General features: G+C 45.2%; 20 protein-coding genes and 7 tRNA genes. 15 read left to right on the top strand and 12 right to left on the bottom strand.

Annotated features, from left to right (window positions below; all coding sequences use genetic code 11):
• The first annotated feature begins 78 nt into the window (after positions 1 to 78).
• From MKHDV_RS06690 to argB, 3 genes are all read left to right on the top strand, one after another.
• Positions 79 to 1,524 (top strand): Do family serine endopeptidase, encoded by a 1,446-nt coding sequence (locus MKHDV_RS06690; protein ID WP_160713540.1) that lies wholly within the window; start codon positions 79 to 81, stop codon positions 1,522 to 1,524.
• A 148-nt stretch (positions 1,525 to 1,672) separates the two neighbouring features.
• Positions 1,673 to 3,058 carry an ATP-dependent protease ATPase subunit HslU gene (gene hslU, locus MKHDV_RS06685; protein ID WP_371416015.1) on the top strand — a complete coding sequence of 462 codons (1,386 nt, stop codon included), beginning with the start codon at positions 1,673 to 1,675 and terminating at the stop codon, positions 3,056 to 3,058.
• Positions 3,059 to 3,097: 39 nt separating this feature from the next.
• Positions 3,098 to 3,991 carry an acetylglutamate kinase gene (gene argB, locus MKHDV_RS06680; RefSeq protein ID WP_160713536.1) on the top strand — a complete coding sequence of 298 codons (894 nt, stop codon included), beginning with the start codon at positions 3,098 to 3,100 and terminating at the stop codon, positions 3,989 to 3,991.
• Positions 3,992 to 4,253: 262 nt separating this feature from the next.
• Here the strand turns inward: argB and MKHDV_RS06675 are convergent, their stop codons facing one another.
• The 8 genes from MKHDV_RS06675 to MKHDV_RS06640 form a co-directional block, all read right to left on the bottom strand.
• Positions 4,254 to 5,582, bottom strand: coding sequence for a calcium-binding protein (locus MKHDV_RS06675; RefSeq protein WP_160713534.1), 1,329 nt, complete (start codon positions 5,580 to 5,582; stop codon positions 4,254 to 4,256).
• A 611-nt stretch (positions 5,583 to 6,193) separates the two neighbouring features.
• Entirely contained in the window at positions 6,194 to 9,316 is a 3,123-nt protein-coding gene (locus tag MKHDV_RS06670; protein ID WP_160713532.1) for an efflux RND transporter permease subunit, read from the bottom strand.
• Positions 9,313 to 10,686 carry an efflux RND transporter periplasmic adaptor subunit gene (locus tag MKHDV_RS06665; RefSeq protein WP_160713530.1) on the bottom strand — a complete coding sequence of 458 codons (1,374 nt, stop codon included), beginning with the start codon at positions 10,684 to 10,686 and terminating at the stop codon, positions 9,313 to 9,315. Before MKHDV_RS06665 ends, MKHDV_RS06670 begins: the two co-directional genes overlap by 4 nt.
• Before the next feature lie 4 nt (positions 10,687 to 10,690).
• Positions 10,691 to 11,383, bottom strand: coding sequence for a CerR family C-terminal domain-containing protein (locus tag MKHDV_RS06660; protein WP_160713528.1), 693 nt, complete (start codon positions 11,381 to 11,383; stop codon positions 10,691 to 10,693).
• A 204-nt stretch (positions 11,384 to 11,587) separates the two neighbouring features.
• Positions 11,588 to 12,079, bottom strand: a complete 492-nt coding sequence (locus tag MKHDV_RS06655; RefSeq protein WP_160713526.1) for a nuclear transport factor 2 family protein — start codon at positions 12,077 to 12,079, stop codon at positions 11,588 to 11,590.
• Between the two features lie 394 nt (positions 12,080 to 12,473).
• Positions 12,474 to 13,325 (bottom strand): 2-oxoacid:ferredoxin oxidoreductase subunit beta, encoded by an 852-nt coding sequence (locus tag MKHDV_RS06650; protein ID WP_160713524.1) that lies wholly within the window; start codon positions 13,323 to 13,325, stop codon positions 12,474 to 12,476.
• A 5-nt stretch (positions 13,326 to 13,330) separates the two neighbouring features.
• The gene (locus MKHDV_RS06645) at positions 13,331 to 15,019 is read right to left on the bottom strand and encodes a 2-oxoacid:acceptor oxidoreductase subunit alpha (RefSeq protein ID WP_160713522.1); all 1,689 of its coding nucleotides are present in this window, start codon (positions 15,017 to 15,019) and stop codon (positions 13,331 to 13,333) included.
• A gap of 165 nt (positions 15,020 to 15,184) precedes the next feature.
• Positions 15,185 to 15,541 (bottom strand): helix-turn-helix domain-containing protein, encoded by a 357-nt coding sequence (locus MKHDV_RS06640; RefSeq protein ID WP_160713520.1) that lies wholly within the window; start codon positions 15,539 to 15,541, stop codon positions 15,185 to 15,187.
• Positions 15,542 to 15,987: 446 nt separating this feature from the next.
• On the opposite strand from MKHDV_RS06640, the gene MKHDV_RS19110 reads away from it, so the two are divergent.
• On the top strand, positions 15,988 to 16,140 hold the full coding sequence (locus MKHDV_RS19110; RefSeq protein WP_305794742.1) for a hypothetical protein: 153 nt from the start codon (positions 15,988 to 15,990) through the stop codon (positions 16,138 to 16,140).
• Positions 16,088 to 17,143 carry an iron-containing alcohol dehydrogenase gene (locus MKHDV_RS06635; protein WP_305794741.1) on the top strand — a complete coding sequence of 352 codons (1,056 nt, stop codon included), beginning with the start codon at positions 16,088 to 16,090 and terminating at the stop codon, positions 17,141 to 17,143. The genes MKHDV_RS19110 and MKHDV_RS06635 overlap by 53 nt, the downstream gene beginning before the upstream one ends.
• A gap of 453 nt (positions 17,144 to 17,596) precedes the next feature.
• Here MKHDV_RS06635 and MKHDV_RS06630 read toward each other — a convergent pair whose 3' ends face one another.
• Positions 17,597 to 18,019, bottom strand: a complete 423-nt coding sequence (locus tag MKHDV_RS06630) for an N-acetyltransferase (RefSeq protein WP_160713518.1) — start codon at positions 18,017 to 18,019, stop codon at positions 17,597 to 17,599.
• A gap of 351 nt (positions 18,020 to 18,370) precedes the next feature.
• On the opposite strand from MKHDV_RS06630, the gene MKHDV_RS06625 reads away from it, so the two are divergent.
• Both MKHDV_RS06625 and MKHDV_RS06620 read left to right on the top strand, forming a co-directional pair.
• Entirely contained in the window at positions 18,371 to 18,934 is a 564-nt protein-coding gene (locus MKHDV_RS06625; protein WP_160713516.1) for a DJ-1/PfpI family protein, read from the top strand.
• 97 nt (positions 18,935 to 19,031) lie between these two features.
• Positions 19,032 to 19,313: a ribbon-helix-helix domain-containing protein gene (locus MKHDV_RS06620; protein WP_160713514.1), complete on the top strand. Its 282-nt coding sequence runs from the start codon at positions 19,032 to 19,034 to the stop codon at positions 19,311 to 19,313.
• A gap of 66 nt (positions 19,314 to 19,379) precedes the next feature.
• On the opposite strand, the gene MKHDV_RS06615 is transcribed toward MKHDV_RS06620, so the two are convergent.
• Positions 19,380 to 19,886, bottom strand: a complete 507-nt coding sequence (locus tag MKHDV_RS06615) for a ferritin (protein WP_160713512.1) — start codon at positions 19,884 to 19,886, stop codon at positions 19,380 to 19,382.
• A gap of 277 nt (positions 19,887 to 20,163) precedes the next feature.
• Here MKHDV_RS06615 and MKHDV_RS06610 point away from each other — a divergent pair, with 277 nt between their 5' ends.
• On the top strand, positions 20,164 to 20,370 hold the full coding sequence (locus tag MKHDV_RS06610) for a dual CXXC motif small (seleno)protein (RefSeq protein WP_160713510.1): 207 nt from the start codon (positions 20,164 to 20,166) through the stop codon (positions 20,368 to 20,370).
• Here MKHDV_RS06610 and MKHDV_RS06605 read toward each other — a convergent pair.
• Positions 20,367 to 21,044 (bottom strand): phosphoadenosine phosphosulfate reductase family protein, encoded by a 678-nt coding sequence (locus tag MKHDV_RS06605; protein WP_160713508.1) that lies wholly within the window; start codon positions 21,042 to 21,044, stop codon positions 20,367 to 20,369. The genes MKHDV_RS06610 and MKHDV_RS06605 overlap by 4 nt on opposite strands.
• A 485-nt stretch (positions 21,045 to 21,529) precedes the next feature.
• On the opposite strand from MKHDV_RS06605, the gene MKHDV_RS06600 reads away from it, so the two are divergent.
• The 6 genes from MKHDV_RS06600 to MKHDV_RS06575 all read left to right on the top strand — a co-directional run bounded on the left by MKHDV_RS06600 (position 21,530) and on the right by MKHDV_RS06575 (position 23,345).
• Positions 21,530 to 21,606 (top strand) — tRNA-Arg (locus MKHDV_RS06600).
• A 241-nt stretch (positions 21,607 to 21,847) separates the two neighbouring features.
• A tRNA-Arg gene (locus MKHDV_RS06595) sits at positions 21,848 to 21,924 on the top strand.
• Between the two features lie 277 nt (positions 21,925 to 22,201).
• Positions 22,202 to 22,278: transfer RNA gene (locus MKHDV_RS06590), tRNA-Arg, on the top strand.
• A 279-nt stretch (positions 22,279 to 22,557) separates the two neighbouring features.
• A tRNA-Arg gene (locus MKHDV_RS06585) sits at positions 22,558 to 22,634 on the top strand.
• A 277-nt stretch (positions 22,635 to 22,911) separates the two neighbouring features.
• A tRNA-Arg gene (locus MKHDV_RS06580) sits at positions 22,912 to 22,988 on the top strand.
• 280 nt (positions 22,989 to 23,268) lie between these two features.
• Positions 23,269 to 23,345: transfer RNA gene (locus MKHDV_RS06575), tRNA-Arg, on the top strand.
• 506 nt (positions 23,346 to 23,851) lie between these two features.
• Here MKHDV_RS06575 and MKHDV_RS06570 read toward each other — a convergent pair.
• Positions 23,852 to 24,994 (bottom strand): arginine deiminase family protein, encoded by a 1,143-nt coding sequence (locus MKHDV_RS06570; RefSeq protein ID WP_216846874.1) that lies wholly within the window; start codon positions 24,992 to 24,994, stop codon positions 23,852 to 23,854.
• Positions 24,995 to 25,506: 512 nt separating this feature from the next.
• Here MKHDV_RS06570 and MKHDV_RS06565 point away from each other — a divergent pair.
• Positions 25,507 to 25,583: transfer RNA gene (locus tag MKHDV_RS06565), tRNA-Arg, on the top strand.
• The last annotated feature ends 80 nt before the right edge of the window (positions 25,584 to 25,663 follow it).

Genomic DNA, 25,663 nt, shown 5'->3' with positions numbered 1-25,663 from the left:
TATTATGTAGATGGACGTATGATCTTATTATACCGCACGGATAGAGTTCCCACCTGAGCCCTTAGGAGATTTTGAATAATGACAATTCGTAAAAAGCTACTTTTACTCCCTATTTTTGTATTAGCGGTTACGCTAACAACTCTCCCTGCCATGGCGGATTTACCTAACTTTACCGAGTTAGCAAAAAAAGCAGGCCCAGCTGTTGTTAACATCAGCACACAAAAAAAAGTTGCAGCCCCGCAGCAAAACCAGCCGGGCATGCAGGAATTCTTTAAAGATAACCCAAGCACACCGTTCGATGACTTTTTTAAACAGTTTGAGCGGTACTTCGGTGGTGGCCGCCCTCGCGCCGAAACAGAACGTTCACTCGGCTCCGGATTTATCCTTTCTTCAGACGGTTTCATCGCAACCAACAACCACGTTGTTGAGGGTGCAGATGAAATCAAAGTTAACATTCTGGATGAAAAGGGAGACTACGAGTCATACGACGCAAAAATTATCGGTACCGATCCGTTAACCGACCTCGCTCTTTTAAAAATTAAAGCAAAACGAGAGCTTCCTACCCTTGAACTCGCCGAGTTCTCTGAAGTTGAAGTAGGCCAATGGGTTCTCGCTATCGGTAACCCGTTCGGGCTGGATCATACTGTCACCAGCGGCATTGTCAGCGCGCTTGGCCGTAACATCAGCAACAACCCGTATGACAACTTCCTTCAGACAGATGCATCCATCAACCCCGGTAACTCCGGTGGCCCTCTTCTTAACCTCAAGGGTGAAGTAATCGCCATCAATACCGCCATCATCGCACGTGGTCAGGGTATTGGTTTTGCTATTCCTAGTTCTACTATTAAAGACATCATCACCAGACTGAAAACCGACAAAAAAATCCGTCGCGGTTGGCTTGGTGTTTCCATTACCAACGTAGACCCGAACATGGCGAAAGCTCTCGGACTTAAAGAAGCAGAAGGCGCATTCATCGCGCAGGTGGTACCGGGAGAGCCCGCCGCAGCGGCAGGTCTCCTCGAAGGTGACATCATCTTAAAAGTAAACGGTGAAGCCGTTGCAGACGCAGCAGAACTTATTCGCGCTGTATCCGCACTCGAACCGGGCAGCACTGCTAAGTTTACCGTGTACCGCAAAGACAAGAATATTACCGTTAAGGTAAAGCTTGGCGAACGCGGAGCTAAAGACCAGAAAAAGCCTTCACAGAAAGGCCCACGCGGCAAAGACAGTGACATAAAAGGGCTTGGACTTACTCTCGGCCCGCTCGACGTGAAATCAGCACAGGCACTTGGTCTTAAAGAGATCAAAGGTCTACTTATTACTAATATTATTGAAGGAAGCATTGCTGCACGCGCAGAACTGCGCGCTGGTGATGTTATCCTCGAAGCAAACCTGACTCCGGTCAACTCAGTCAAAGAGTTCAAAAACATCCTGAAGACTCAAGGCGAAAAACGCGGAGCTGTGCTCCTCAAAATCGTTCGACAGCAGCAGGTTATGTTCAGGACTATGACTCTGGATAAATAAACCCCGATGACTAAAAGGGCACCGGAAGGTGCCCTTTTCTATTTTGAAGTTTAGCTATCCGCCCATCGCATCGATTGCTACAGCTAAATATGGCAGCACCTAATTTGCGATTGGCAATCTACCTGCAGCTTGTTAATATAGCCCGTTATTGTACACATACTTATCAGGAGATTATAACGTGCTTACACCACGTGAGATTGTATCCGAACTGGATAAATACGTTATTGGACAGAATGGTGCCAAACGCATGGTAGCAGTTGCTATGCGTAACCGCTGGCGACGCCAGCAGATCGAGCCGTTATTACGCGACGAGATCGCACCTAAAAATATTATTATGATGGGTCCTACCGGCGTTGGTAAAACAGAAATTGCCCGCCGTCTTGCCAAGCTTTCTGCTTCTCCGTTTGTAAAAGTAGAGGCAACTAAGTTCACAGAAGTCGGGTACGTTGGCCGTGACGTTGAGTCTATGGTTCGTGACCTGATGGAACTGAGCGTTGCCCTTGTACGTAACGAAGAAACAACTCGTGTTCGTGCACAGGCAGAAACCAACGCAGAAGAACGTCTTCTCGACTTGCTTCTTCCGGGTTCTGCCCCAAAACCGATGCAGGAACCTGTTACAACATTTGATACGCCAGCAGCTGACGCGGACAAAGCAAACTCCACCCGTGAGAAAATGCGTAAAATGTTCCGTGAAGGTAGACTTGATGACCGCGAAGTAGAAATGGAGCTTGAAATCGCTCCACAGGGCATCGAAGTCATGGCAGTTCCGGGCATGGAAACCATGGGCAGCCAGTTTAGCGACCTTTTCAGCAAAGCTTTTCCTTCTAAGAAAAAGAAAAAGCGCATGAAAATTGGCGATGCCTTGCCGCTTCTGGTTGAAGAAGAAGCAGCACGCCTTGTTGATGAAGAAAAAGTCACCGAACTGGCAAAAGAACGTGTTGAAGAGTCCGGTATTATCTTTATCGACGAAATAGACAAAGTTGCCAGCTCCCAGCAAGGCGGCAAATCTTCAGACATCTCACGCGAAGGTGTTCAGCGAGACTTGCTTCCAATCGTTGAAGGCAGCGTTGTTAATACTAAATACGGCATGATCAAAACAGATCACATTCTGTTTATCGCAGCGGGTGCTTTCCATCACTCCAAGCCGTCTGACCTTATTCCGGAATTACAGGGTCGTTTCCCGCTCCGTGCAGAATTGACTGCTTTGGGCAAAGACGAGTTCTTACGTATTCTTAAAGAGCCTCACAACGCCCTTACCATTCAATACTCTGCACTCCTTGCAACAGAAGGTGTAACTATTACCTTCGCAGACGACGGGCTGGAAGAAATTGCAGCCTTTGCAGAAATGACCAACCAGGAAACTGAAAACATTGGCGCGCGTCGTCTCTACACTATTATGGAAAAGATTCTGAGCGACATCTCTTTTGAAGCTCCAGATCGTTCCGGTGAAGAAATTGTTATCGACCGCGCATTTGTAGAAAAGCACTTAGAAGATGTTCGCGAGGATAGAGACTTAAGTCGCTACATCCTCTAATAGACTTGCGGGGCAACCCCCGCAGCAGGAACTACGTAAATGAAAGACTACGCTAAAGCACAGCTTACATCACGCATTCTCATTGAATCTCTTCCGTATATTAAGAAGTTCCATGGTGAAATTGTGGTCATCAAATATGGTGGTCACGCAATGAAAGACGAAGAGCTTGGTCGTGCATTTGCTCAGAACATTGCTCTTTTAAAGTACGTAGGCTTAAAGCCGGTAATCGTACACGGCGGCGGCCCACAGATTGGTCAAATGCTTGATGCTCTTAATATTACCTGCCAGTTCCGCGAGGGACAGCGAGTAACCGACGAAGCAACCATGGATGTTGTAGAAATGGTGCTCGTAGGCAAAGTAAACAAAGAGATTGTTAACAAGCTCAATATGTCAGACTGCAAAGCTGTAGGGCTTTCCGGCAAAGACGGTACACTTCTTCGCGCCCGCAAGCTTCGTATGGTTGCAAGTGGCGTAGACAAGCCACCTGAGATCATCGATCTTGGTAAAGTCGGCGAAGTAATAGGTGTAGAGTCAGGTCTGCTAACCAGTCTGCTCTCAGAAGGATACACACCAGTTATCGCACCAGTAGGCGTAGATGCAGAAGGTAACACCTACAACATCAACGCAGACTCCGTAGCCGGTGCAATAGCAGGCGCATTGCCCGCTAAAAGACTTCTGTTACTTACAGACGTTGCCGGTATCCTTGATGCAGACAAAAACTTGCTCGAAGAGCTGACCATAAAAGAAACTCTCGAACTTTTCGAGGACGGAACGCTGCAAGGTGGCATGATCCCGAAAGTGAAATGCTGCCTCGATGCCATCAATGATGGCGTCTCACGCGCTACTATTCTCGATGGTCGTGTAGAAAACTCCGTACTGCTGGAGTTGTTTACAAACAGCGGCATTGGTACACAGATTCTCGGTAATAAGTAGATAAGATTTTGCGAAAGCAAGACGTTGGAGAGTGATATGTAGCTATTGCCTCCGGCGGGTCTCCGACGGGCAAGGGTTCTCCCCCTTGCATCCCCGCAAGAGGAACGTCCTCTTGACTGCGATTAACGAGTCAGTCATCAGGCCTTGCGCAGGCTTCGACTTATCTGGGTTTCGATACTAAACAAAAAAGCGTGGGCTTATGGCTCACGCTTTTTTGTTTGATCAACCTTCGGGAAAAGATATCAAAAAGTTTGTTAAGACGTTAGGCATCCGTGGCAGCATCCTTATAGATAGCCTTTGCAGCTGCTTCTTGCTGTTTTTTCACAGTGCTACCGGCTGCAACCAGCTTAGTGGTATTCTCATCTGCATTATGCAACATAGCCTCTCGAACAGCCTTAGTAAATTCTGCTCGATGATCGCCTTTTTCTGCTATTTCACCTTTGAAATCAGGTTGCACATACCCTTTCTTTTTTAGTTCTGGAGGAGTCTCATATTCTTCCACAATAGTAACATTATCTGCACCGTCCTCATTGCCCTTTAATTCGAGATTATAGGCCTTCCCTACGACAACAGAATCCGCGCCAGTACCAGTATCAATTGTGCCGCCAACTTCATCTATCGGAATATTCGACTCTGAGCCGACACGGCTTACATAAATCTGGTCCTTGCCAGCACCTGTAGATATGTCTGTATAGCCTATAGTCGTATCGAAAGATTCTGTTCTGTCCACATTAACAGAATCATCCCCGTCCCCGGTACGAATCTTTAAGGCAGCACCACTATCAGTTGTTACAGAGACAATGTCATCACCTGCACCGGAATCAACAACACCTCTGGCGCCAACATCATCAATTTTTACGAAATCATGACCTGCGCCTGAATTTACATCTAAAGATGCATTACCAGCATTAACATTAATATAGTCATTACCGGCGCCACCCTTCAGGGTAACAAACCCAGCATCAGTGGTCGAATAGATAATATCGTTACCAGCACCACCATCTATGGACACACGGCCTTTTCGCCGCAGTGTGCCCTCATTCGCAACGGACACAATAAAGTCGTCGCCCGCGCCAGAATCTACATCACCTGAAAAATCGATAATGATGTCATCTTCATTTCCGCTAAGTCCTGAAAACTTCTGGAACGATAGTGTGCCATCTTTATTTTCATTAATTATGGTATTCTCAGCGACTTTTGCATGAAAGTGATTCCCATTTGAATCAGTTACCTCGATCAATACAAACGGGCTGTTTGCCCTGTCCATTCCATGCTTAAAAGTAAGCTTACTTCCCAGCTTGGTAACCAGTGATGCAACATCTGACGTAGACGATGAATCGATATCCACAACAGTGCGTTCGATCCCTCTACTCGCTTGTTCTGTAAGGCTTTTTTCCAATGCCTGCTTTGACAGCTCTTTTGCTTCAGACGAAATTTCTACGACATACGCAGGAGCCGATGTCGATGCAGAGTTACTACTGGAACTTGCAGAAGCAACTGGCGAACCAGCCCCGCGCGATGCCAGTACACGATCCTTTGCGTACCGTGCATCCATTCCCCTTTGAAGTTCAGCAATGCCCATACCTGACATATGAAGTGTCCTCCCTAATTTTTTGAAACTCTACGCAGCTATTCTCAATAAATGGAACATACCTGCTCCCTACTTATTGAATCGTCAATATTGCAGAAACCTTTATTAATACGTTCTTTATATTTATATTTTATCTCTATATTTTAGAGACATAGAACCACACTACATAACCGCTGCCGTAGACAATCTCTCGTGAAAATTTCACTTATAATTAAAAACACGCGTCATCCTATTTTTAATTTTCTACATTTAGAAATATCAATCTCGTCTACAGCAACTTGATCTTCTTTATGACCATGCCCTTGTTCTCCTTAGAACCAGAACAAGAGCACAAAAAATCAGGCTATCCCATATACCTTGCATGAAATAGCCTGACATTCTTATTGCTGATGGCAACATGCCGATCTTACGCGTTTAATTGCGACTCTCTTTGCAATATTAGGTATTGCTTGAATAAAAAAGGTCTGTTCCAGTTATTCTGGAACAGACCTTTTCTTATTATATGTTAAAAGAGTATTTATTCTAAGGTGAAAGCCAACTGTTTACCATCTTACTATTTTTCAACATAAGATACTTACCAGACTTTTTGACCACCTAATTAATGATATCAGCTAGTTTACTGAAGTGTTTTGCCGTGCGGTAAGTCCTAGATCATCGAGTATCGTATACAGCGACGGTACGACGAACAAAACGAGCAAAGTAGACGCGAGAAGCCCGAATACAAGGCTTGTTGCCAGTGGAATAAGCACCTGTGCTTGCAAGCTTCGCTCGCTGAGCAACGGCACCAGCCCCACTATGGTGGTAAGCGATGTAAGCAACACGGCTCTAAATCTACTTCTACTTGCAGATGTGGCAGCCTGAGATGCAGATGCCCCTTCACGCAGGCGTATTTTCACAAACTCCACCAATAAGATGGAATCATTCACCACTACCCCTGCTAAGGATGCAAAGCCCATTATGCTGACCATTGAGAGCTCCAGCCCCATAAGCAAATGTCCCCATATCACGCCGATAAATGCCAGCGGGATGGTACTAATGACTACAAGTGGTTCTATGTAACTGCGAAACTGGAAACTAAGTAGAATAAAAATACCGAAAATGCCAAACAGCAACGCGTCACGCATGGATTCGCCTGTTTTGGCACCTTCTTTTGCCTGCCCTTCCAGAGCGAACTCAATTGCGGGATATTTCTGCATAAGAGCAGGGAAGAATGATGCCTTTGTTTCTGCAAGAATTTCGTTGGAGTTCGCCACAGCCGTATCTATGTCACCCTGTATTGTTACAGTGCGAACAGAATCAATACGAGCGATACGGGCATAGCCCCTGCCATTTTCCAATACTGCCACAGTGCCTAGCGGAATCTGTGCACCAGAAGGCGTGGTTACATGGAAGTATTCCAAATCGCCAAGGCTGTTCCTATCTGCATCTGCTAAACGAACGCTCACGTCATATGCTTCTGCGCCATTTTGAATCTGCGCCGCTTCCTTGCCATTAAATGCAGCACGAAGCTGCTGTGCAATAGTTCCTGCACTCATTCCCAAAACAGTAGCACCTGATTTCAAATGCACCAAAATTTCAGGTTTCCCCGGTCGCAGGTCATCTGTCAGATCAAACACGCCCTCAAAGCTAGCAAGCCAGATTTGAAGCTCGCGCGATGCGGCTTTGAGCTGCGGCAGATCGTTTCCTTTAATACGGATATCAATAGGAAGCCCCGCTGGACCCAGCGCCGGTTCCTTATATGTGATGGTGACTACATCCGGAATATTTTTTGCCGTCTTGCGCCATTCTTGTGTGAGTTCATCGATAGATGTTGTTCGCAGCTCTGCACTCAGCAAGTCGAGCGTAAGCGTCACTACATGCGCCCCCACTTCGTTGGCATCCGTATTCTTATTGTATTGAACCGCAATATTCTGCACCAATGGCTGTCCATCCGGTTGCTGTGGGCTGTAATTACTATTTATGACGTCTAGACTGCTGATGAGTTTTTCTACAACAGATTCTGTACGCTCTAGCGGAGTTCCCTGCGGCAACAGCACACGAGCTTGCAGCACATCGCCTTCCACATCGGGGAATGCACTTGTTTTAAGCACGCCGCCCGCAAGCATAGCTACAGAGATAAGGAGCAAGCAGAATACGCTACTTACAAACAGATAACGCCATTTAATGACGGTATCTACAGCACGTCCCAAAACATCTTCGCGAATGTGTTCAAATTTTGTATCGAACCATACACGAAAGCGAGTTTTGGTTTCCGGTGCATGCTCCAAGGAATGCACAAGGTGACTCGGCAGTATAAGGAAGGCTTCAACCAGGCTTACAAAAAGGGTTAAGATAAGCACAGCGGGCATTACCCATAGCACTCTGCCGATATTACCGCTCACCTGCATTGCAATGGCACCGAAGATAAGCACAGTGGTGGCGAAGGAAGAAAGTACGCCCATTGCCACTTCGCTTGTGCCATCCACAGCAGCGCGCAACGCACTTTTCCCTCGTGCCATATGCGCCGCAACGTTCTCGGCGATAACAATGGCATCATCCATCACCAACCCGAGAGACAGCAGCATACCGACCATGGTGATCATATTCAGCGTCAGCCCCGCTGCATCTATGGCAAACACAGCGCCAAGAAAGGACACAGGCAGCCCCATAACAACCCAGAATGAAAGCCGGATGGAAAAGAAAAGCCACATGACCAAAAATACCAAAATAAGCCCTTCTATGCCGTTGATAACAAGCATTTGCAGACGATCGCGCACAATGGTTGTTGTGTTGTCTGTTAAGGCTAAAGACACACCCTGCGGAACCACTGACAGTTCTGCGTTCATAATTTTTTGAACAGAATCGAGAATTCGCAACGAATCCTGTTCTACAGTCTTTTTAATAACCAGCTTGCCTGCACGATTGCCGTTGAAGATGTACTTATCCTCGTCGAGCTCAAAGGTATCGCTAATGTGTGCAATATCACCGAGTCGAATCTCTGCTCCGGTTTTACCGGATGCGACAATCAGGTCTTCGAACTCATAAATTTTTCTACGTTGATCAGCGAAACGGATTAGAATGTCTGCGTCGTGTGTTTGTACTGTACCCGCTGGTAAATCAATACTCTGACGGCTGATGACATCGGTAATATCCGACATGGAAAGCCCGAATTGCATTAACGTTGCCGCTGGCACTTCAATACGAATTTGATGCTCCGAAAAGCCTTCAACATCCACAAGCGTAATGAGCGGATCTTTCAACATGCGGTCTTTCAACTGCTCGCAGTACAACTTCAAATGCGGCAACGACATAGGACCACTGACAGCAATGGATACCACACTATGTTTACGACCAAGCCGCTGCACAACAGGCTCATCCGCTTCCGTTGGAAAGTCATCAATAGCGTCGATCTCTGTTTTTACATCATCAACAAACTGTTTTACGTCGCCGCCTTCGAGCATTTTTACAACAACTCTGCCCCTGTTTTCGCGGGCTTCGCTTCGCACTTCCTCCACGTTGGCAACGCCATCCACTGCATCTTCAATTCGCTGACAAATAGATTCTTCCACATCTTCCGCAGTAGCACCGGAATACGTAACTACAATTTCCACTTCTGAAGGGGAAAAGTCTGGAAACGTTTCGCGCACCAATTTTGGCGCAGTGACAATACCAAGTACCAACAAGATCAGCATAAGCAGATTCGACGCAGTAGGATGCCCTGCAAAATACCGGATAAATCCTATCTGCCGACTCATTTTACGCTCCCTTCACCAGTTGCCTCGGCAACAAGACGCTGGAGAGCTTTAGCATCGTCCACTGTTTTTAAAAGCATACCGTCGATGGCTGGCACTACGTCACTCAGCACGATTACATCGCCAGCTTTGATGCCGCTTGAAATAGAAACAAATCCGGACTGCGGAGAATGCGTTACCACTGTGCGCAAACGCAAACGGTTCTGTGTATCTACCACATACACAGTTTTGTCGTGCACGGCAGAGCGGGGAACAATAACAGTATTCGGACGCGGAGCACCGCGCAGCTCTACTTCTGCATAAATATTTTTAAGCAAAGGAGGTCGCTTGCCGCCTTCTGCTTTTAGGTACGGATCATCCACCGCAACATAAATACCTATGGTGCGAGTTGCAGTATCCACGGCATCACTCAAGCGCACAACTTTGCCTGTCCATTCCACAATGCTATCCGGTAATTTTAGACGAATGATAGCATCCAGCTTAACAAAATCGCGCACAACTTCTGTAGATTTCCCGTCATCGAAATTTGGCCGTTCTCCGCGGGGCACTACGTTTTTGAAAAGATACAACGGAACCTGCGCAAGAGCTTCAGAGCGTCCCATGCTATCCAGCGTTGCCAGCAGCTCCCCTGTTTTTACTGCTTGACCAATTTCCACTTTCTCGTCCGCAACACGGCAGTCAAACGGAGCACGAATAACAGTCTTTGCTTCGTCGTGTTTTGCATCTGCCACCTGCGAACGAGCTGATGAAAGACGCGCACGTAACTGTTGGCGTTCCGCAGGAATAGTGTTCAAGGTAGAAGAGTAATTCTGCACAGCATTACTCTGTGTCAGGTAATTGTGTTCGACCGTGTCCTGTTCTGATTTAGAAATTACATTGTTTGCAAACAAGATAGAATTACGATCAAGCTCACTACGACTCAGTTTCAGCTTGTCTTGCTCAATTTTCAACTTGCGTTGGGTATCTTTTTCGGTTTGATCCAGTCTGCGAATCTGCGCGAGAACATCCTGTACATTGGCTTCGTCACGCTGCCGCGCATTTCCTTGTTCAACAGGATCTATACGTAACAGCACTTCACCCTTGCCGATAATGTTACCTTTCTTCAGCGCCGGATGCACAGCTACAATCTTGCCACTCGTTTCAGCAACAGCGTCCCACACCTGCCCCGGCTGCACATAGCCATAGCCCAGAGCACGCGGCACAACACTCACCGCCGGAACAGTAAGAGTGCGTACAACCTGCACTCGCTCCTGCGGCGGCACTCTTTGTGGTGCTTTTTTTGTCTTAACCATGCCCACAAAAACCAGTACACCAATGAGCAGAACTGGCACCACTACCAGCTTTCTCGTCTTCACAATGTCGAGCAACCGCATGATATTAATCCTTCAGAGCACTGTTCAGACACAGCATGTTCAACGCCATTTCTGTTACCGCTGTGTTTATCTTAGCAATATTTTGCGGGGTGTATTCATCCCACCCTGTTCGTTTCAGCACTACAGGACGACCAAACAGATAAATGAGCATCAGACCCGCTAGGGAGTTTGCCCGCAGCTTGGCTTCTTCGGATTCTTCCGGCAGCGAGAAGCATGTAGATACCAATGCTGTGAGAAATTTATGCACATGCTGAATCACTCGTTCATAAATGATAGTGAACCCATCACTCGGGCGCAGATATTCCTGATTGATAAACTGGAACCGCAGCTCATTCACATCGTTGCCCAGAACCGTATTCAAAAAGATATTAATAAAGGCAGTAAGTGTTTCTGCAATTGCCTTCTTGTCGCCATTTGCTGTGTGTAGATCTTTATTCAACATTTCCACCATGGAACCAAACTGCTTCGAAACATCTTCCACAATGCTTTCTGCCACAGCGATGTAGAGTTCTTTCTTGCCGCCAAAATGATACGGAATGGCAGCCTGATTCACTCCGGCTTCTTCAGCCAAAGCTCTAGTTGTCACATTTTTATATCCATCCCGACCAAACAGCATAAGCCCTGCACCCAGTAGAGACTGGCGAGTTTCTTCTGGTGTTTTTCGAACTTTTCGTTCCTTCCACACTTTTGCAGACATATCTTCATCCTTAAAATTAATTCATTCACTTGATTCATTCATTTGATTTATTCATTTGGTTAGATTGATTTCAACATTTCGTCAACACTCTTTCGACAAAGACATTGTGTCTCAGAAAGCACAAAAAAAGGCTTCCGCATTTTGTATGCAGAAGCCTTTTTCATTTTTTGTCGAGGAATGTTGGTCAATCAAAGCAGGTGTGGCTCACTCGTTCATATTGCATTTTCCTTTTTTATCTACCAGCTCCCGAGCTTTTTGAAGAATATCCCGTTTGCCTTTTTCGCTCTCGAAATTAAATTGAAGTTTGTTAATCTTCCAACCATCTGCAGTAAAGCGACATCCGAACACATAGCGACCTTTGCCTTCCCATATGTGTTCATTCAAAAAATATGTGGCGGTAGCATTAGCCTTTACTGTGGCTTCCTGCCCTTTTAGTTCAACAACAATATTCTCTAGTTTATGCTGTGTAGCATCAAACCCGCACAAAGATTCTTTCCAGCGACGGATTACACCCTTTGGCGTCTCCTCGTGTGGTTCTCCACCGACCAGCGATGTGTAATCAACAACAACTTCATCTGTAAGCAATGTTTCAAGCACGCTGAATAACCGTAAATCCGGTAACACAGCCATGCTTTGCACAAGGGTTTCGATAAGTGCAATGTCCGTTTTTTCTCTGCGCTCTATATAGGTAAGCATACACACCCGTCCTTTCGTTTATGTCTTTCAACTTCCCGCACTATAAAAAGTACATTCAGTATATCCAAAATGAAGAGGGAAAGAATGGATATATTGCCCTTCCAAAGAGACAAAACGCGCATCCCACTATTTTTTAACAATAACCGAATTACTAAAAAATATGGACGGGGTTAAAGGGACAGTGTCCATCTACGAAGCGTTTAGGCTGCGCCAGTCAACCGTTCGCGAGTCTAGGAGCGTTACGGAAGCAAGTGCCGTGGGGTGAGCTCTCCTATCCGTCGGAGACATGCGAATGTTTTATCGAAGACCAACGAGTATCTCGTCGAAGAAAAGCTGAAAACAAAAAAGGCTGCCTCCCTATATGGGAAGCAGCCTGTATGTATTTTATCTGATTTTAGGAATACTTTTTCACGATGTTATCAAACATTTCATGATTAACATCCCCAGAGCCAAGCGGATACTCAAGATCTTTAGGAAGATGCCCACCGTAGGCAGGACGATCATTAGTGTAGAGCACACCTATAGGAATCTGCTCATCAAACTCGTTTGCTTTTTCAATAGCAGCATGCCAGTTTGTTGAGTCGTACTCTTCACCTAGCTCGTAACAACGCTTTTTATACCAACCAAAGGTGTTCACCTTGTTAAAGGTAACACATGGTTGGAACACGTCCACAAGAGCGAATCCCGGGTGTGCAATAGCGGCCTTTAATGTTTCCACCAGATGCGGCACATTACCGGAGAAAGAACGGGCAACAAAGTTTGCGCGCATGGCAATGGCTACTTCCACTGGATTAAACGGCGAATTTGTTACACCAAACGGCTGCGTCTTTGTTATCTGCCCTTCTAAAGTTGTCGGGCTTGCCTGCCCCTTGGTGAGTCCATACACCTGATTATCGTGCACGAGTGCTACCATATCCACATTGCGCCTGATGGCGGCAAGAAAATGGTTTCCGCCCTCACCGTAGGTACAGCCGTCACCACTGGCGGCAATAACTGTAAGCTCCGGATTAACAATCTTTACCGCCTGTGCCGGTGGTAACGCTCTGCCGTGCAGCCCGTTAAATCCGTTGGCAGTTATGTAATGCGGCACTTTGGCAGCCTGCCCGATTCCTGAAATAATCGCCGCTTGATGCGGTGCAATATCCAGTTCAGCAAGCGTTTGCTTTAATGCTTTCAAAATATCAAAGTTACCACAGCCGGGGCACCAAGCTTCGTTGTAATGACCATATTCGTTGATATCGCGCATAGTGCCTACTCCTCGTACATCTTACGGATAATGTAGCCAGCGGTTAGCGGACGTCCGTCGTATCTGCTGACTATTTTCTGAATAGGAACACAGGTGAGCCCTTTCAACAGCCATGCAAACTGTGCATTGGAGTTTCCTTCAATGCACACACGTTCTTTGGCGTTTTCCAGATACGGCAGGAACTGCTCCACATTCAACGGCCAAACTTGTGAGAAGCTGAGCACTGCGACGTTTTCGCCACGTTCTGTCATCTCTGCTGCTGCCTCACGCACGGCGCCTTCTACTGAGCCCCAACAGATAAGCAACTTGTCCGCATTTTCGTTTCCGAAATACCGCGGAGGAAGCACATCTTTACGGATACAGGACTCTTTCAGCAGCATTTTTTCCACCATCACATTACGGAGCTGCCTATCTTCCGTAATATTACCGCGTTCGTTGTGTGCATGGCTGTCTGCCAGAACAATGGATTTACCATAGCCTGGAATGCGGCGCGGTGAAATTCCATCATCCGTCAGTAAATAACGTTTGTAGCCTTCTGAATGAGTATCAGAATAGTCCGGTTGTGCCACTTCAGGCAGATCGTGCAGGTCGTATGTTTCTAGACTCTGCAAACCATCTGCGAGGAATTGGTCTGTAAGAATAATTACCGGACTTTGGTATTGTTCTGCGCACCTGATGGCGCGATGCCCCATTTCGAAACATTCTTCGACTGTGCTTGGGGTCAAAATTATACGCGGGAATTCACCGTGTCCGCCGAACATGGCAAACAGCAGGTCACCTTGCTCTGTACGAGTCGGCATACCTGTTGCGGGGCCCGGTCGTTGTGCAATAACAACCACAATTGGCTGCTCCATGATCCCCGAAAGACTCACAGCTTCCGTCATAAGTGCAAATCCACCACCCGATGTAGGAACAATCGAGGCTGCGCCAGCGTATGAAGCACCGAGTGCCATATTCAACGCTGCAATTTCATCTTCCACCTGCTCAACCACTATACCCATTTCTTGGGAGTGGTTAATGAGCGTTTGTGCGACAGAAGATCCCGGTGTCATAGGGTAAAACGAACAAAATTTTACGCCTGCCGCCATAGCACCCAAGGCAATGCTGGTATTGCCGTTGATAAGGATACGTTCCGGATGCATGTGCATTTTAGGTAACTGTGAACATTTGTCTGTGAAATTTAAACTCCAATCGTACGCGCCGCCTAGTGTTTCAATATTATCTGTAACAACCTTTTCCCCCTTAGGAGTAAAGCGTTCAGACAACAATTGTTCCGGCAACGAACGATCCAGTCCGAGCAATGCACACAACACACCTAAAGCCACCACGTTTTCATATAGGGGCTTAGAAGCGAGCGTATCAAAAGGGATGCTTACGCACTGCTTGTTCATAGCATTAAGCTTATCGCTTAAAATAACGGTTCCGCTTTCGTGCAGCATTTCAAAATGTTGTGCGACTGCATCCTGATCGAATGCAAACAAAATATCGCATTCATCTGCTGAAGCAAACTGCGGCATATCGCTTATACGGATTCGAAAGGAGTTCTGACCTCCACGAATACGCGACATGTAATACTGTGTTGCAAATACTTCATACCCTGCGCGGGTCAAAAGCTTACTGAGCAACTCACCAACAGTGACCAGTCCCTGACCAGCCGCTCCGGCGATTATGATTGTTCTGTCGAATGTGGGCACAAAACCTCCAATACAGGAAAAACTGAGGTTGTAGAAAATGTAGTCTCCACGATAGCAGATAAGTCAACTTGGCAAAAGATATTATGAAAAGACATATTTCCGTAACATTCAGCCAGCTCGTAAAAAACTGTTCAGTGTGCAACTTGCGGAATTATAATACTCTTTTTATTCAGCCTGCTCATCTCTATTTTTCAAATACTCCACAGCCCATGCATCAAGGCTATCAAACGAAGGGATTAACTTTTTTCCAATCTCCGTAAGTGAATACTCCACCACGGGAGGAACTTCCGGATAGGCTTTTCTGTTGATTATGCCATTCTTTTCCAAACTGCGAAGCTGCTGGGTGAGCATTTTTTGCGTCACTTTCGGCATCAACTTTCGTAGCTGTCCAAAACGCTGCTCTCCTTTAGCCAAATGCCAAATAATTTGAGGCACCCATTTGCCTGAAAGAATTTCAAAAGCAATTTCAAGTTCGTACGCATAGCTGCTGCAACTAATCTTATTCGTTCTATCTTCAGGCATTAAACCAACCTTTACATAAATATCGTAATCAGCAATCGCAACAGATTCTGATCATTCATTGATTGCAAGTTTATTTTACTACGCACATGACGTTCTACATCCACATGCTTATCGGGATATCAATAGCATATTCGCCAAGTATTGGACACCCCCACGAATGTATTTCTGGGTAGTTACCTTTTGTAAACCAGTATCAAAATGCACACTACTGCACCGAAAAGTGCGTACTTTACAGAAAAATCGAAATACTGTTTATACAACTTGGCTGTGTATCCAAGGTGGGTGCAGCGCCTATTTCTCTTTGTGCATTGTTTTTGTATTGCCCACTCTTTCCCCCTGCAAGCAGCAAGATAATGTGATTCACTAAGCGCGTCGACAATGCAATTGGCACAAAGAAAAACATAACTAAATTTACAATACTATTTATACAATAGGGAGACTTACACATGGCTCGTTTTACTATTCCTAGAGATGTTTACTTTGGTGAAAATACTATTGAAGAACTTAAAACACTTGATGGTAATAAAGCTGTTATTGTTATCAGCGGTGGCTCCATCAAAAAAAAATGGTGCGTTAGAAAAAATCGAAAGCTACCTTAAAGAAGCCGGCATTGAGACGCGTCTTTTTGAAGGCGTAGAAGCTGATCCTTCTGACGAAACAGTTATGCGCGGCGTTGCCGTGATGAACGAATTCCAGCCGGACCTCATTCTCGGCGTCGGTGGCGGCTCACCTATTGATGCTGCTAAAGCAATGTGGATTTTCTACGAAAACCCTAATTTCACTTTTGAGGAAGCAGCAATTCCTTTCAACCTGCCGCAGTTACGCCGCAAAGCCCGCTTTGTGGCTATTCCTACCACTAGCGGAACCGGTACAGAAGTTACTGCGTTTTCGATCATAACAAGTAAAGAAACTGAGTTGAAATACCCTATTGCGGATTTCAACATCACCCCTGACATGGCGATTGTAGATTCCAATCTCGCACAGACAATGCCTGGCCAACTGGTTGCCCACACCGGCATGGACGCATTGACCCATTCACTGGAAGCCTACGTTTCCATTATGGCAAACGAATTGACTGATGCCCTTGCTATGAAATCCATCGAGATGGTTCAGGATCATCTTGTAGAGTCATACGAAGGTGACGAGAACGCACGCGCTAAAATGCACCTTTCACAGTGCCTTGCTGGTATGTCTTTCTCCAATGCAATTCTGGGGATCGTTCACAGTATGGCGCACAAAACCGGTAAAATGTTCAGCATTCCTCACGGCTGCGCTAACGCAATTTACCTTCCGGCTGCTATTCGCTTCAACGCAGAAGTTGCTGGTGAAAAATACGCAGACATTGCGAAGCGCCTTGGCCTTGAAGGCAACACAACTGAAGAACGTGTTAACGCTCTCATCGGCTTTGTAGAATACTTGAACAACGCACTCCATATTCCAACTTCTTTAAAAGAATTCGGCGTGCCGGAAGAAGCTTTCCTTGCAAGCCTTGATGTTATCTCTGAAGGCGCTGTAGGTGACCCTTGCACCAGCACCAACCCAAGAGAAATTTCTGTTGAGCAGATGAAAGAACTCTTCAAAACAGCATACTACGGCGAATAAGCAACATACGTAGTTTCCAAAACGCATAAAAAAAAGACCCTGCATAGTTCGTATCAAACTGCGGGACATAAATGCTGATTTTGAGATCAATTAAAAGAAAGCCCCTGCTATCAACTGATAACAGGGGCTTTCTTTTAACGAAAAATTTTTCAGCTATGATTCGGAATAGTTTCATTGCATATCCGAGCTGTTAGCAAAGCTTCAAACCTATTCTTCAAACTTGCTTTCATGCTGGCTGTTAAGCTCTCTAGCATTGCCGGAAACAATTCTCAGCCTAAGTTTATCGACTTAACAACTCGAATTCATATTTCTACGAGCATCTAAAATAACCGGACGAACACGTTAAATGTGTCTGACCGGTTTTCAAAATTTATGTCCCGCAAGGTATCTGAAGTCACCCTCAGTTTATTGTGCTGAGGTATTGCGAAGCGCTGAGGGGAGCTAGCAAGGAGGTTATGGAAAACTCATTAAAAATTCAGGAGCTCCGGTATGAGTATCAACTTGTTCGCGTATAATTTTAAAACCGCATTCCTTATAAAAAACAATGCTGCTGTGGTTTTGTTTGTAGACTGAAAGAGATAATTGGGAACGAACGTCCTTAGATTTGGCAATAAGTTGCTTGCCAATACCTAGTCTTTGATGATCGGGGGAAACAAAGATCGATGCAATCGTATTTTCATACAACGCAACAAAGCCTTTGATTGTTCCATTTTCCTCATAAACATAGGTTTCAGCAGATGGAATATATATTTCACGCATATCGTTAATCTTAGATTCCCAGAATGTACGCGCTATAAAGTCATGAGCTTGGATTGAAGCATCAAGCCATATTGCTATAACCTGATCCATATCAGCTTGTTGGAATGCTCTTATCATTGTCCTTACCTGCATTGTTTATCTTACCCCATACAGTATTATCTATGTTGTACAGACACTATGGGATGGCTAGTAGTAAAGGCTATTGAGCAGATTAGCTCTTTCCCTTTTAGCTGTCTATCTGTTGTGAGCTCTTCACCATCATACGTATCTTAAACAACTCAAACCAAATAGAAGTATCCCCGCCCTTCAGAAATACAAAAATCTCAGCAACACTTTTCACACTGTGTCCCTAAGATTTCTTATCTGTGTAGTACTGGAATATTACCACCGTATCCCCAAAACACTATATACATGTTGCAAATCACAAGAACTAAGCACGCACCAGAACATGGAAACTAGGAGATATATATGGAAAAGAAATTACTTCTTATTTGCGGTGATTTTGTTGAAGACTACGAATTGATGGTTCCTTTTCAGGCATTGCAGGCTATGGGTTTTCAGGTAGATGCTGTTTGTCCTGATAAAAAATCCGGCGACTTTATTGCAACCGCTATTCACGACTTTGAAGGGCATCAGACATACACCGAAAAGCCCGGTCACAACTTTATGTTGAACAAGGATTTTTCTTCTGTTGTTGTTGAAGAATATGCCGGCTTAGTGGTCCCTGGTGGCCGCGCACCTGAGTATCTGCGCCTTAATCCTGAAGTGCTCGCCATGGTACACCACTTTGACAGCACTAAAAAGCCGATTGCAGCTATCTGCCACGGCCCGCAGATTCTTGTCGCTGCGGATATTCTCAAAGGCCATAAAATTTCAGCATACCCTGCTTGTGCCCCTGAAGTAGCAGCCGCTGGTGGTGAATACTGCGAAATAGCGCTCGACTCCGCGCTTACTGACGGCAACCTCGTAACTGCGCCTGCATGGCCTGCACACCCAGCATGGCTCAAGCAGTTTGTAGCGCTTCTTAGCTAACAAACGTTTTTACAGACAGATAGACGACCCAATCGGGGTAGATAATCCACATAAAAAGCGATACAATATGTTCACATCCCTAGATGAGGAAAAACATATGTGCCTAATTTATGCGTCTACTCCACCGCAAGAATACATGCAACAAACCCGCTCCATACGCCTAAACGGAGCTGTTACAAGCATACGCCTAGAAATGCGCTTTTGGAGCATCCTTGAACGCATTTCACAACAGGAAAACACCACGATTGGTCGGTTCTTATCGACCTTGCATAATGAAGCCACGTCTATCCATGGGGAAATTGACAACTTTGCCTCATTACTTCGTGTTGTTTGTACTACATCCCTTGAGCCACTGCTTGCAGAGCAAGCGACCGCATAAAAAAATCCCCGCATACAGTCTGTATGCGGGGATTTTTTAATAACTATTTTTTGAAAGAGAAGGCGCTTATTTTACAGGCGGAGTAAACACGCGCTGTCCAAGCTCTCTATCGAGCATAAGCATGCCCTGACCTTCACCACCAATCATTTTAAGCTGACCGAGAACATCGTTCACAGTATCTTCTTCTTCAACCTGTTCGGAAACGAACCACTGAAGGAAGATGTTGGTTGCGTGGTCACGCTCATCGATAGCAAGGTTTACGAGATTATTGATGAGGGAAGTAACGCTCTGTTCGTGCTTAAGAGTTTCTTCAAACACGTCGATGGTGCCTGCCCATTCGTTCTGAGGAGCTTCGATTGGCTGAAGAATAACACGACCACCGCGTTCATTAATGTAGTCATAAATTTTTGTTGCATGGAAAAGCTCTTCCTGAGCCTGTGCGCGCATCCATTTTGCAAAGCCGCCCATGCCTTTATCAGCAAAGTAAGCGGACATGGAGAGGTACAGGTAGCTGGAGAACATTTCCCATTTCACTTGGTCATTCAAAGCTTGGTTCATTTTTTCAGACAACATTAGAATTCTCCTTATGGTAACTGGAAGTGCAAAATATCATTTTTTGATAAACCAGTCTTGTTGTGCAAAGCAGGTTAATCATCAAAACGGTTAGACGAACTTTTTGGCATGTTGCTATGTAAAAAGCAACAAGTGAGGAATATTGTGATGGTGTGAGCAATAATTCATCACATAAGTCAATTGCAGTGTGAAAAATTATGCGGTATCAGCGTGTTTCGCAAACAACTATCAAATATTTAGACCAAGGCGTACTCTGGGTCTAATCAGGAGTTTACATATGTGGGGATCTAGCTGGAAGCGAAGCGCTGAGACAACTATTCCATGCAAAAAATGCAAAAAACCGCTTACCGTAAAACGCAGCTGTCATCAGGTGTATATGGAATGCACCCATTGCGGTGATAAGAGTGACATTGCAGCTTACCTGCGTGAAATGGATGACGCTTTGGAAGCCTTTATGGAAGGTGTTTACTGCGACCGGATCTAAAAGTATCCGAGGCTTCGCAGCATATCCATTTTAGCTTCTTTTTCACCATCACGTCCGGCACGTTCGCCAGTTTGACTACCAAAACCGTCACACGGTTTGGTACATGGCACACACCCTAATGAACGGTAGCCGGAATCGTACAGCGGGCAGTACGGTAGATTGTGCTGCATTGTGTACGCCCAGATATCCATCTCACTAAAATCCAGTACTGGATGCATCATAAGGCAGTTGGGCCGATCTCTTTGCTCGCGCATAGGGCGGTCCCTGTCCGGATGCTCATCTTTACGGATACCGGTCAGTAAAACTTCAATATCCTGCTGTTTGACACCGCGGCTTAGCGGTTCAACCTTCAAATCTGCACAACAAGTGACCTTATTCTGCGCCACTGGATATTGTGACATATCCACTTCCGGTCGCACGATGGTAAGGTCAATACCCCAATCCTGAGCCAACGTATCACGCTGGTCCAGCACTTCCGGAAATTTACAGCCTGTATCGATGTTCAGAGCCGTTACGCGCTCCACACCCATTTCGGCCAAAATGTCCTTCCATATATGGAGGGTAACGGTAGAATCTTTACCGCCTGTCCATGCCACGGAAATGTTATCTGCGCCGTATTCGGCAGCTATTTGTCTCAGCTCATTCCGAGCTGCTTCTATTTTTCTCTCGAGCATATTTTTCTCTAGTTGATATCCCATAGTGATTGAATGTCGCGCTACACTGTAACACAAGTAATCATACAATCAAGATGTGATATTTGATTGCTAACAAACCGGCATTATAATGCGGGCTGTTTCTTTTTAAGCACTATGTAATTAGTGCCGTCTGCGTGCTTTAGTATATGCACAAAGCAATTTGCTGCATTATAATTATCGGCAACAGAGCCGATACAAAGATAGTTTCTACGATAGACACAACAAAAGCATTGTTCCCCTACCCACTTCTGCCGCAGTAGGCAATAGACAAAAAACGTAAAAAAAGAACCGTACACACAAAAAATGTAGTACTCCTTCTTCACGCCTCCGATTCTGTATCCTTATATACGGCTTTTAGTGTCACTCACTCTTCAGAGAACATTCAATTTTTTTTAAATTTCGTCTTGACTGGCTGAACAATGCTGCATATAACCCTCCTCACGTTGTTAGCAACGCTTTGTTGTGGGGATGTAGCTCAGTTGGATAGAGTAGCTGGCTACGAACCAGTTGGTCGGGAGTTCGAATCTTCCCATCCCCACCATTTGCTTATAAAGCCTGTCAGTTTTTTTCTGACAGGCCTTTTTCTTCCAAAGAAAAACAAGCAAAGCTAACAACACAGAGTCAGCCGTTTTTAGAAAAAAAACTTTTTTTTAAAAAGCACTTGACCTTGCAGAGGGTTGAACATATACCCCCTCTCGCTGTGACAAATGTCACTTCACAAAATTTTGATTGAGTCGGATTGAAGCACCTAGAGGTGAAGAAATCAGGCATCAATATCTAGTGGGGATGTAGCTCAGTTGGATAGAGTAGCTGGCTACGAACCAGTTGGTCGGGAGTTCGAATCTTCCCATCCCCACCACTTTGATTATATGCGGCTGTTTATGCAGACGCTTTATACGAGAGTTATCCAAGCTTTCACCAAGTGATGGTTTATTTCATCACACATATACATTGAGATTTTGATAGTTTTGCGTAGTGCAAGGCACGAAAAAACGACAAGGTTGAAGCATATCTAACATATGCGAGAGTTTGACGTTTTTGAAGTAACGCCAGCAAGCCGTAGGTGAGGTAACGAACCGTACGGATGCAAGTGCCCTAGGGGTGCGCAGCAATACGCAAAAATAGCAAATCGAAGTGGGGATGTAGCTCAGTTGGATAGAGTAGCTGGCTACGAACCAGTTGGTCGGGAGTTCGAATCTTCCCATCCCCACCACTTTGATTATATGCGGCTGTTTACGCAGACGCTTTATACGAGAGTTATCCAAGCTCTCACCAAGTGATGGTTCAATTCATCACACATATATACATAGAGATTTTGATAGTTTTGCGTAGTGCAAGGCACGAAAAAACGACAAGGTCGAAGCATATCTAACATATGCGAGAGGTTGACGTTTTTGAAGTAACGCCAGCAAGCCGTAGGTAAGGTAACGAACCGTACGGATGCAAGTGCCCTAGGGGTGCGCCGCAATACGCAAAAATAGCAAGTCGAAGTGGGGATGTAGCTCAGTTGGATAGAGTAGCTGGCTACGAACCAGTTGGTCGGGAGTTCGAATCTTCCCATCCCCACCACTTTGATTATATGCGGCTGTTTATGCAGACGCTTTATATGAGAGTTATCCAAGCTCTCAGCAAGTGATGATTTATTTCATCACACATATACATTGAGATTTTGATAGTTTTGCGTAATGCAAGGCACGAAAAAACGACAAGGTCGAAGCATATCTAACATATGCGAGAGTTTGACGTTTTTGAAGTAACGCCAGCAAGCCGTAGGTAAGGTAACGAACCGTACGGATGCAAGTGCCCTAGGGGTGCGCCACAATACGCGAAAATAGCAAATCGAAGTGGGGATGTAGCTCAGTTGGATAGAGTAGCTGGCTACGAACCAGTTGGTCGGGAGTTCGAATCTTCCCATCCCCACCACTTTGATTATATGCGACTGTTTATGCAGACGCTTTATATGAGAGTTATCCAAGCTCTCACCAAGTGATGATTTATTTCATCACACATATACATTTGGATTGAGACAAGTTTGTGCAGCGCAAGGCACGAGCAGTGATCAAGACCGAAGCATATCTAACCATATGTGAGGATTTGAGAACTGCGAAGTAACGCCAGCAAGCCGTAGGTAAGGTAACGAACCGTACGGATGCAAGTGCCCTAGGGGTGCGCAGCGATGTGCAAGGTTGGCATCAATACAAGTGGGGATGTAGCTCAGTTGGATAGAGTAGCTGGCTACGAACCAGTTGGTCGGGAGTTCGAATCTTCCCATCCCCACCATTGAGAATATAGGCTGCTAGTTTTTTTAACTAGCAGCCTTTTTTTTATGCAAAATCCCCTACTCACCAAGTCTAAAAAGACCTCGTCACCAATCCGCACCAAAAAATCCACTTTGAGCCCTTGTCTGAACGTTTTATTTAAGCAAATAAAAAAATAAATCGAACACTAACCAAGCGCTAACGTACTTTTTGCACGAAACGCTGCCTTATTACCCATCAATTGGGAATTGACTTTTTCCAGCAAAAACACGGCTGCATTTCTCTATGCAACCCTACACTCAGTTACCAGTATTCGTGTTGCCATGTTGCCATGTTGCCATGTTGCCATGAACCAGATTAAAAAGACGTGCCTCAGCTCGACAACACCTCTAGTCAGATTGAAAATGCTGATAACTCTCATTGGCATTTTTTCACTGTTGAGGAATTGCTAAAAACAACGCCTAGCATCTGAGTTATGACCCCCTGTACCCTACTCAATCATTCGACCAAAATTCTAAGACTCGAATTCTAAGACTCACGGATGAGCGGATGATGCCAGCATCTAAATGCACCGGCATATTGATATACAGCATCGAACGGTGTTTCAATAACCACCTGCCCTGCTTCACGAAGCCCCTTTGCAAGATAATCGAGTCCTGATGCAATTAGGATAGTTTTTTTATCGAGAACCAACCCGTTACAAGCAAGCTTTTCTTTGGCGTCTTTCATTGGAACATCAATAAGGTCCCATCCATTCAAAAATTCGGGCAGGCCATCAATAAACGCTTCTCGACACACAATGGCTAAACCATGTCTAGGTGTTGCAAGACAGCAGTCAAGGTGCAGAAATTTGTTGGATAACTTGATTTCGTGAACATTATAACTGTCGCCGAGATACTGTGCTAACCACTGCACACCTGCTGTGTTACTTGCGTTCCCGGTGTTGCCTACATAAATATCTTTACCGAGAAGAAAGACATCTCCACCTTCAAGAAATGGCCCTGCTCCCCATGAACCATCCTGCTGTTCTTGAACAGGGTCAGCTAAGGGAACGGAAACAATCTGTGCATCACTATCAGCCAGTCTCTTAGCTAAGGTACGCCGGACACCAAACCGTTCTCGACGCCTTAAAGGGAAAAAAAGCTCTGTTTCAATAAACTTGTTTCCGATGACAAGCATCGGATCTCGCGGAAAAAACTGCACAACACTTGGCGGAAAAATTCTGGATAAATATGCATTTTCATCATCAGTAACTTCTTTGAGCCGATGCACCTTTATTCCACGTTCTTCCAAAATTTTAACTGCACCATCCATCTGATCAGAAATAATTTTATGAACACCTGGATCAGCTTCTTTGAGGTTTTTCCCAAGATTAGCTTCTAGAAACTTAAGCCCTTCAGAGGGAGCATATTTGTAGACGGCATCCGGTAGCTCTATGGGGATACGAAAATTAGGTATGCCACACACAACCTCTTTTAATGTCCCCCATTCGTAATGAACTGACACCTTGTTTGTGCCCACCTTACTAGGGGTCGCCGCATGAGCTTTTATACCGGAATTAACAAAATTATAGCCAGAAGCTGTTACTGCCGCGGCAATTACAGTCTTTTTGCAAAAATCGCGGCGCGGATATGTGTTACTCATCGTATTGTTGTTTGTCGCATTACTCATATCTTCCCTCAACGGTTAGCATTCATTAAAAAACGGCGTGCATTAAAAATGCACATATTGTCCAACCTCTATGGTTCCATGCAAGAACAATAGAGGTCAGTTTAAGCCAATAAAAGCATATGCGAAATGAGACTAACGCCGCTGTAAATCATCTTTCCAGCCTGTAATTACCAAGCTGATACACTCTGAAAATAAATACAACTGGCTATCTCACTGAAACAAAATATTTATCTAGTGCGAAACACAATTTGAGAAATAAAAAGGTACTACATTCATCGTCAGCCTTTTTCCGATTATTTTTTACAGTGACATCAAGCAGTACAACCGCTGAACAGGTAATCATTACCCAATTCCGATGAGAACGGCATACTGTATGCTGACTAATTAGCTGGATTGATCCATTTCGAGGACTGAAGAAATACTCAGCTGTTTGATGGAGAACTTTACCTGCATTTTTTTTATAAAGTGCTTGACGATCACGGCTTACAGACATATACCTTTTTTCGCACTGAGGGGATGTAGCTCAGTTGGATAGAGTAGCTGGCTACGAACCAGTTGGTCGGGAGTTCGAATCTTCCCATCCCCACCATGCTTATACAAGCTGCTAGTTTTTTAACTAGCAGCTTTTTTTGTGGGCAATGCTTTTTTCTGACATCACTTCTCCCCCTC

The organism is Halodesulfovibrio sp. MK-HDV, assembly GCF_009914765.1.
In the GTDB taxonomy this organism is placed as follows: Bacteria; Desulfobacterota; Desulfovibrionia; order Desulfovibrionales; family Desulfovibrionaceae; genus Halodesulfovibrio.
This window is presented reverse-complemented; position numbering and strand designations above follow the sequence as displayed.

Bases quoted from the DNA above. Each gene is read 5' to 3' on its own strand.
- MKHDV_RS06690 (WP_160713540.1), top strand. From the start codon at position 79: ATGACAATTCGTAAAAAGCTACTTTTACTCCCTATTTTTGTATTAGCG.
- argB (WP_160713536.1), top strand. From the start codon at position 3,098: ATGAAAGACTACGCTAAAGCACAGCTTACATCACGCATTCTCATTGAA.
- MKHDV_RS06675 (WP_160713534.1), bottom strand. From the start codon at position 5,582: ATGTCAGGTATGGGCATTGCTGAACTTCAAAGGGGAATGGATGCACGG.
- MKHDV_RS06670 (WP_160713532.1), bottom strand. From the start codon at position 9,316: ATGAGTCGGCAGATAGGATTTATCCGGTATTTTGCAGGGCATCCTACT.
- MKHDV_RS06665 (WP_160713530.1), bottom strand. From the start codon at position 10,686: ATGCGGTTGCTCGACATTGTGAAGACGAGAAAGCTGGTAGTGGTGCCA.
- MKHDV_RS06660 (WP_160713528.1), bottom strand. From the start codon at position 11,383: ATGTCTGCAAAAGTGTGGAAGGAACGAAAAGTTCGAAAAACACCAGAA.
- MKHDV_RS06655 (WP_160713526.1), bottom strand. From the start codon at position 12,079: ATGCTTACCTATATAGAGCGCAGAGAAAAAACGGACATTGCACTTATC.
- MKHDV_RS06650 (WP_160713524.1), bottom strand. From the start codon at position 13,325: ATGCGCGATATCAACGAATATGGTCATTACAACGAAGCTTGGTGCCCC.
- MKHDV_RS06640 (WP_160713520.1), bottom strand. From the start codon at position 15,541: ATGCCTGAAGATAGAACGAATAAGATTAGTTGCAGCAGCTATGCGTAC.
- MKHDV_RS19110 (WP_305794742.1), top strand. From the start codon at position 15,988: ATGGCTCGTTTTACTATTCCTAGAGATGTTTACTTTGGTGAAAATACT.
- MKHDV_RS06630 (WP_160713518.1), bottom strand. From the start codon at position 18,019: ATGATAAGAGCATTCCAACAAGCTGATATGGATCAGGTTATAGCAATA.
- MKHDV_RS06625 (WP_160713516.1), top strand. From the start codon at position 18,371: ATGGAAAAGAAATTACTTCTTATTTGCGGTGATTTTGTTGAAGACTAC.
- MKHDV_RS06620 (WP_160713514.1), top strand. From the start codon at position 19,032: ATGTGCCTAATTTATGCGTCTACTCCACCGCAAGAATACATGCAACAA.
- MKHDV_RS06615 (WP_160713512.1), bottom strand. From the start codon at position 19,886: ATGTTGTCTGAAAAAATGAACCAAGCTTTGAATGACCAAGTGAAATGG.
- MKHDV_RS06610 (WP_160713510.1), top strand. From the start codon at position 20,164: ATGTGGGGATCTAGCTGGAAGCGAAGCGCTGAGACAACTATTCCATGC.
- MKHDV_RS06605 (WP_160713508.1), bottom strand. From the start codon at position 21,044: ATGCTCGAGAGAAAAATAGAAGCAGCTCGGAATGAGCTGAGACAAATA.
- MKHDV_RS06570 (WP_216846874.1), bottom strand. From the start codon at position 24,994: ATGAGTAATGCGACAAACAACAATACGATGAGTAACACATATCCGCGC.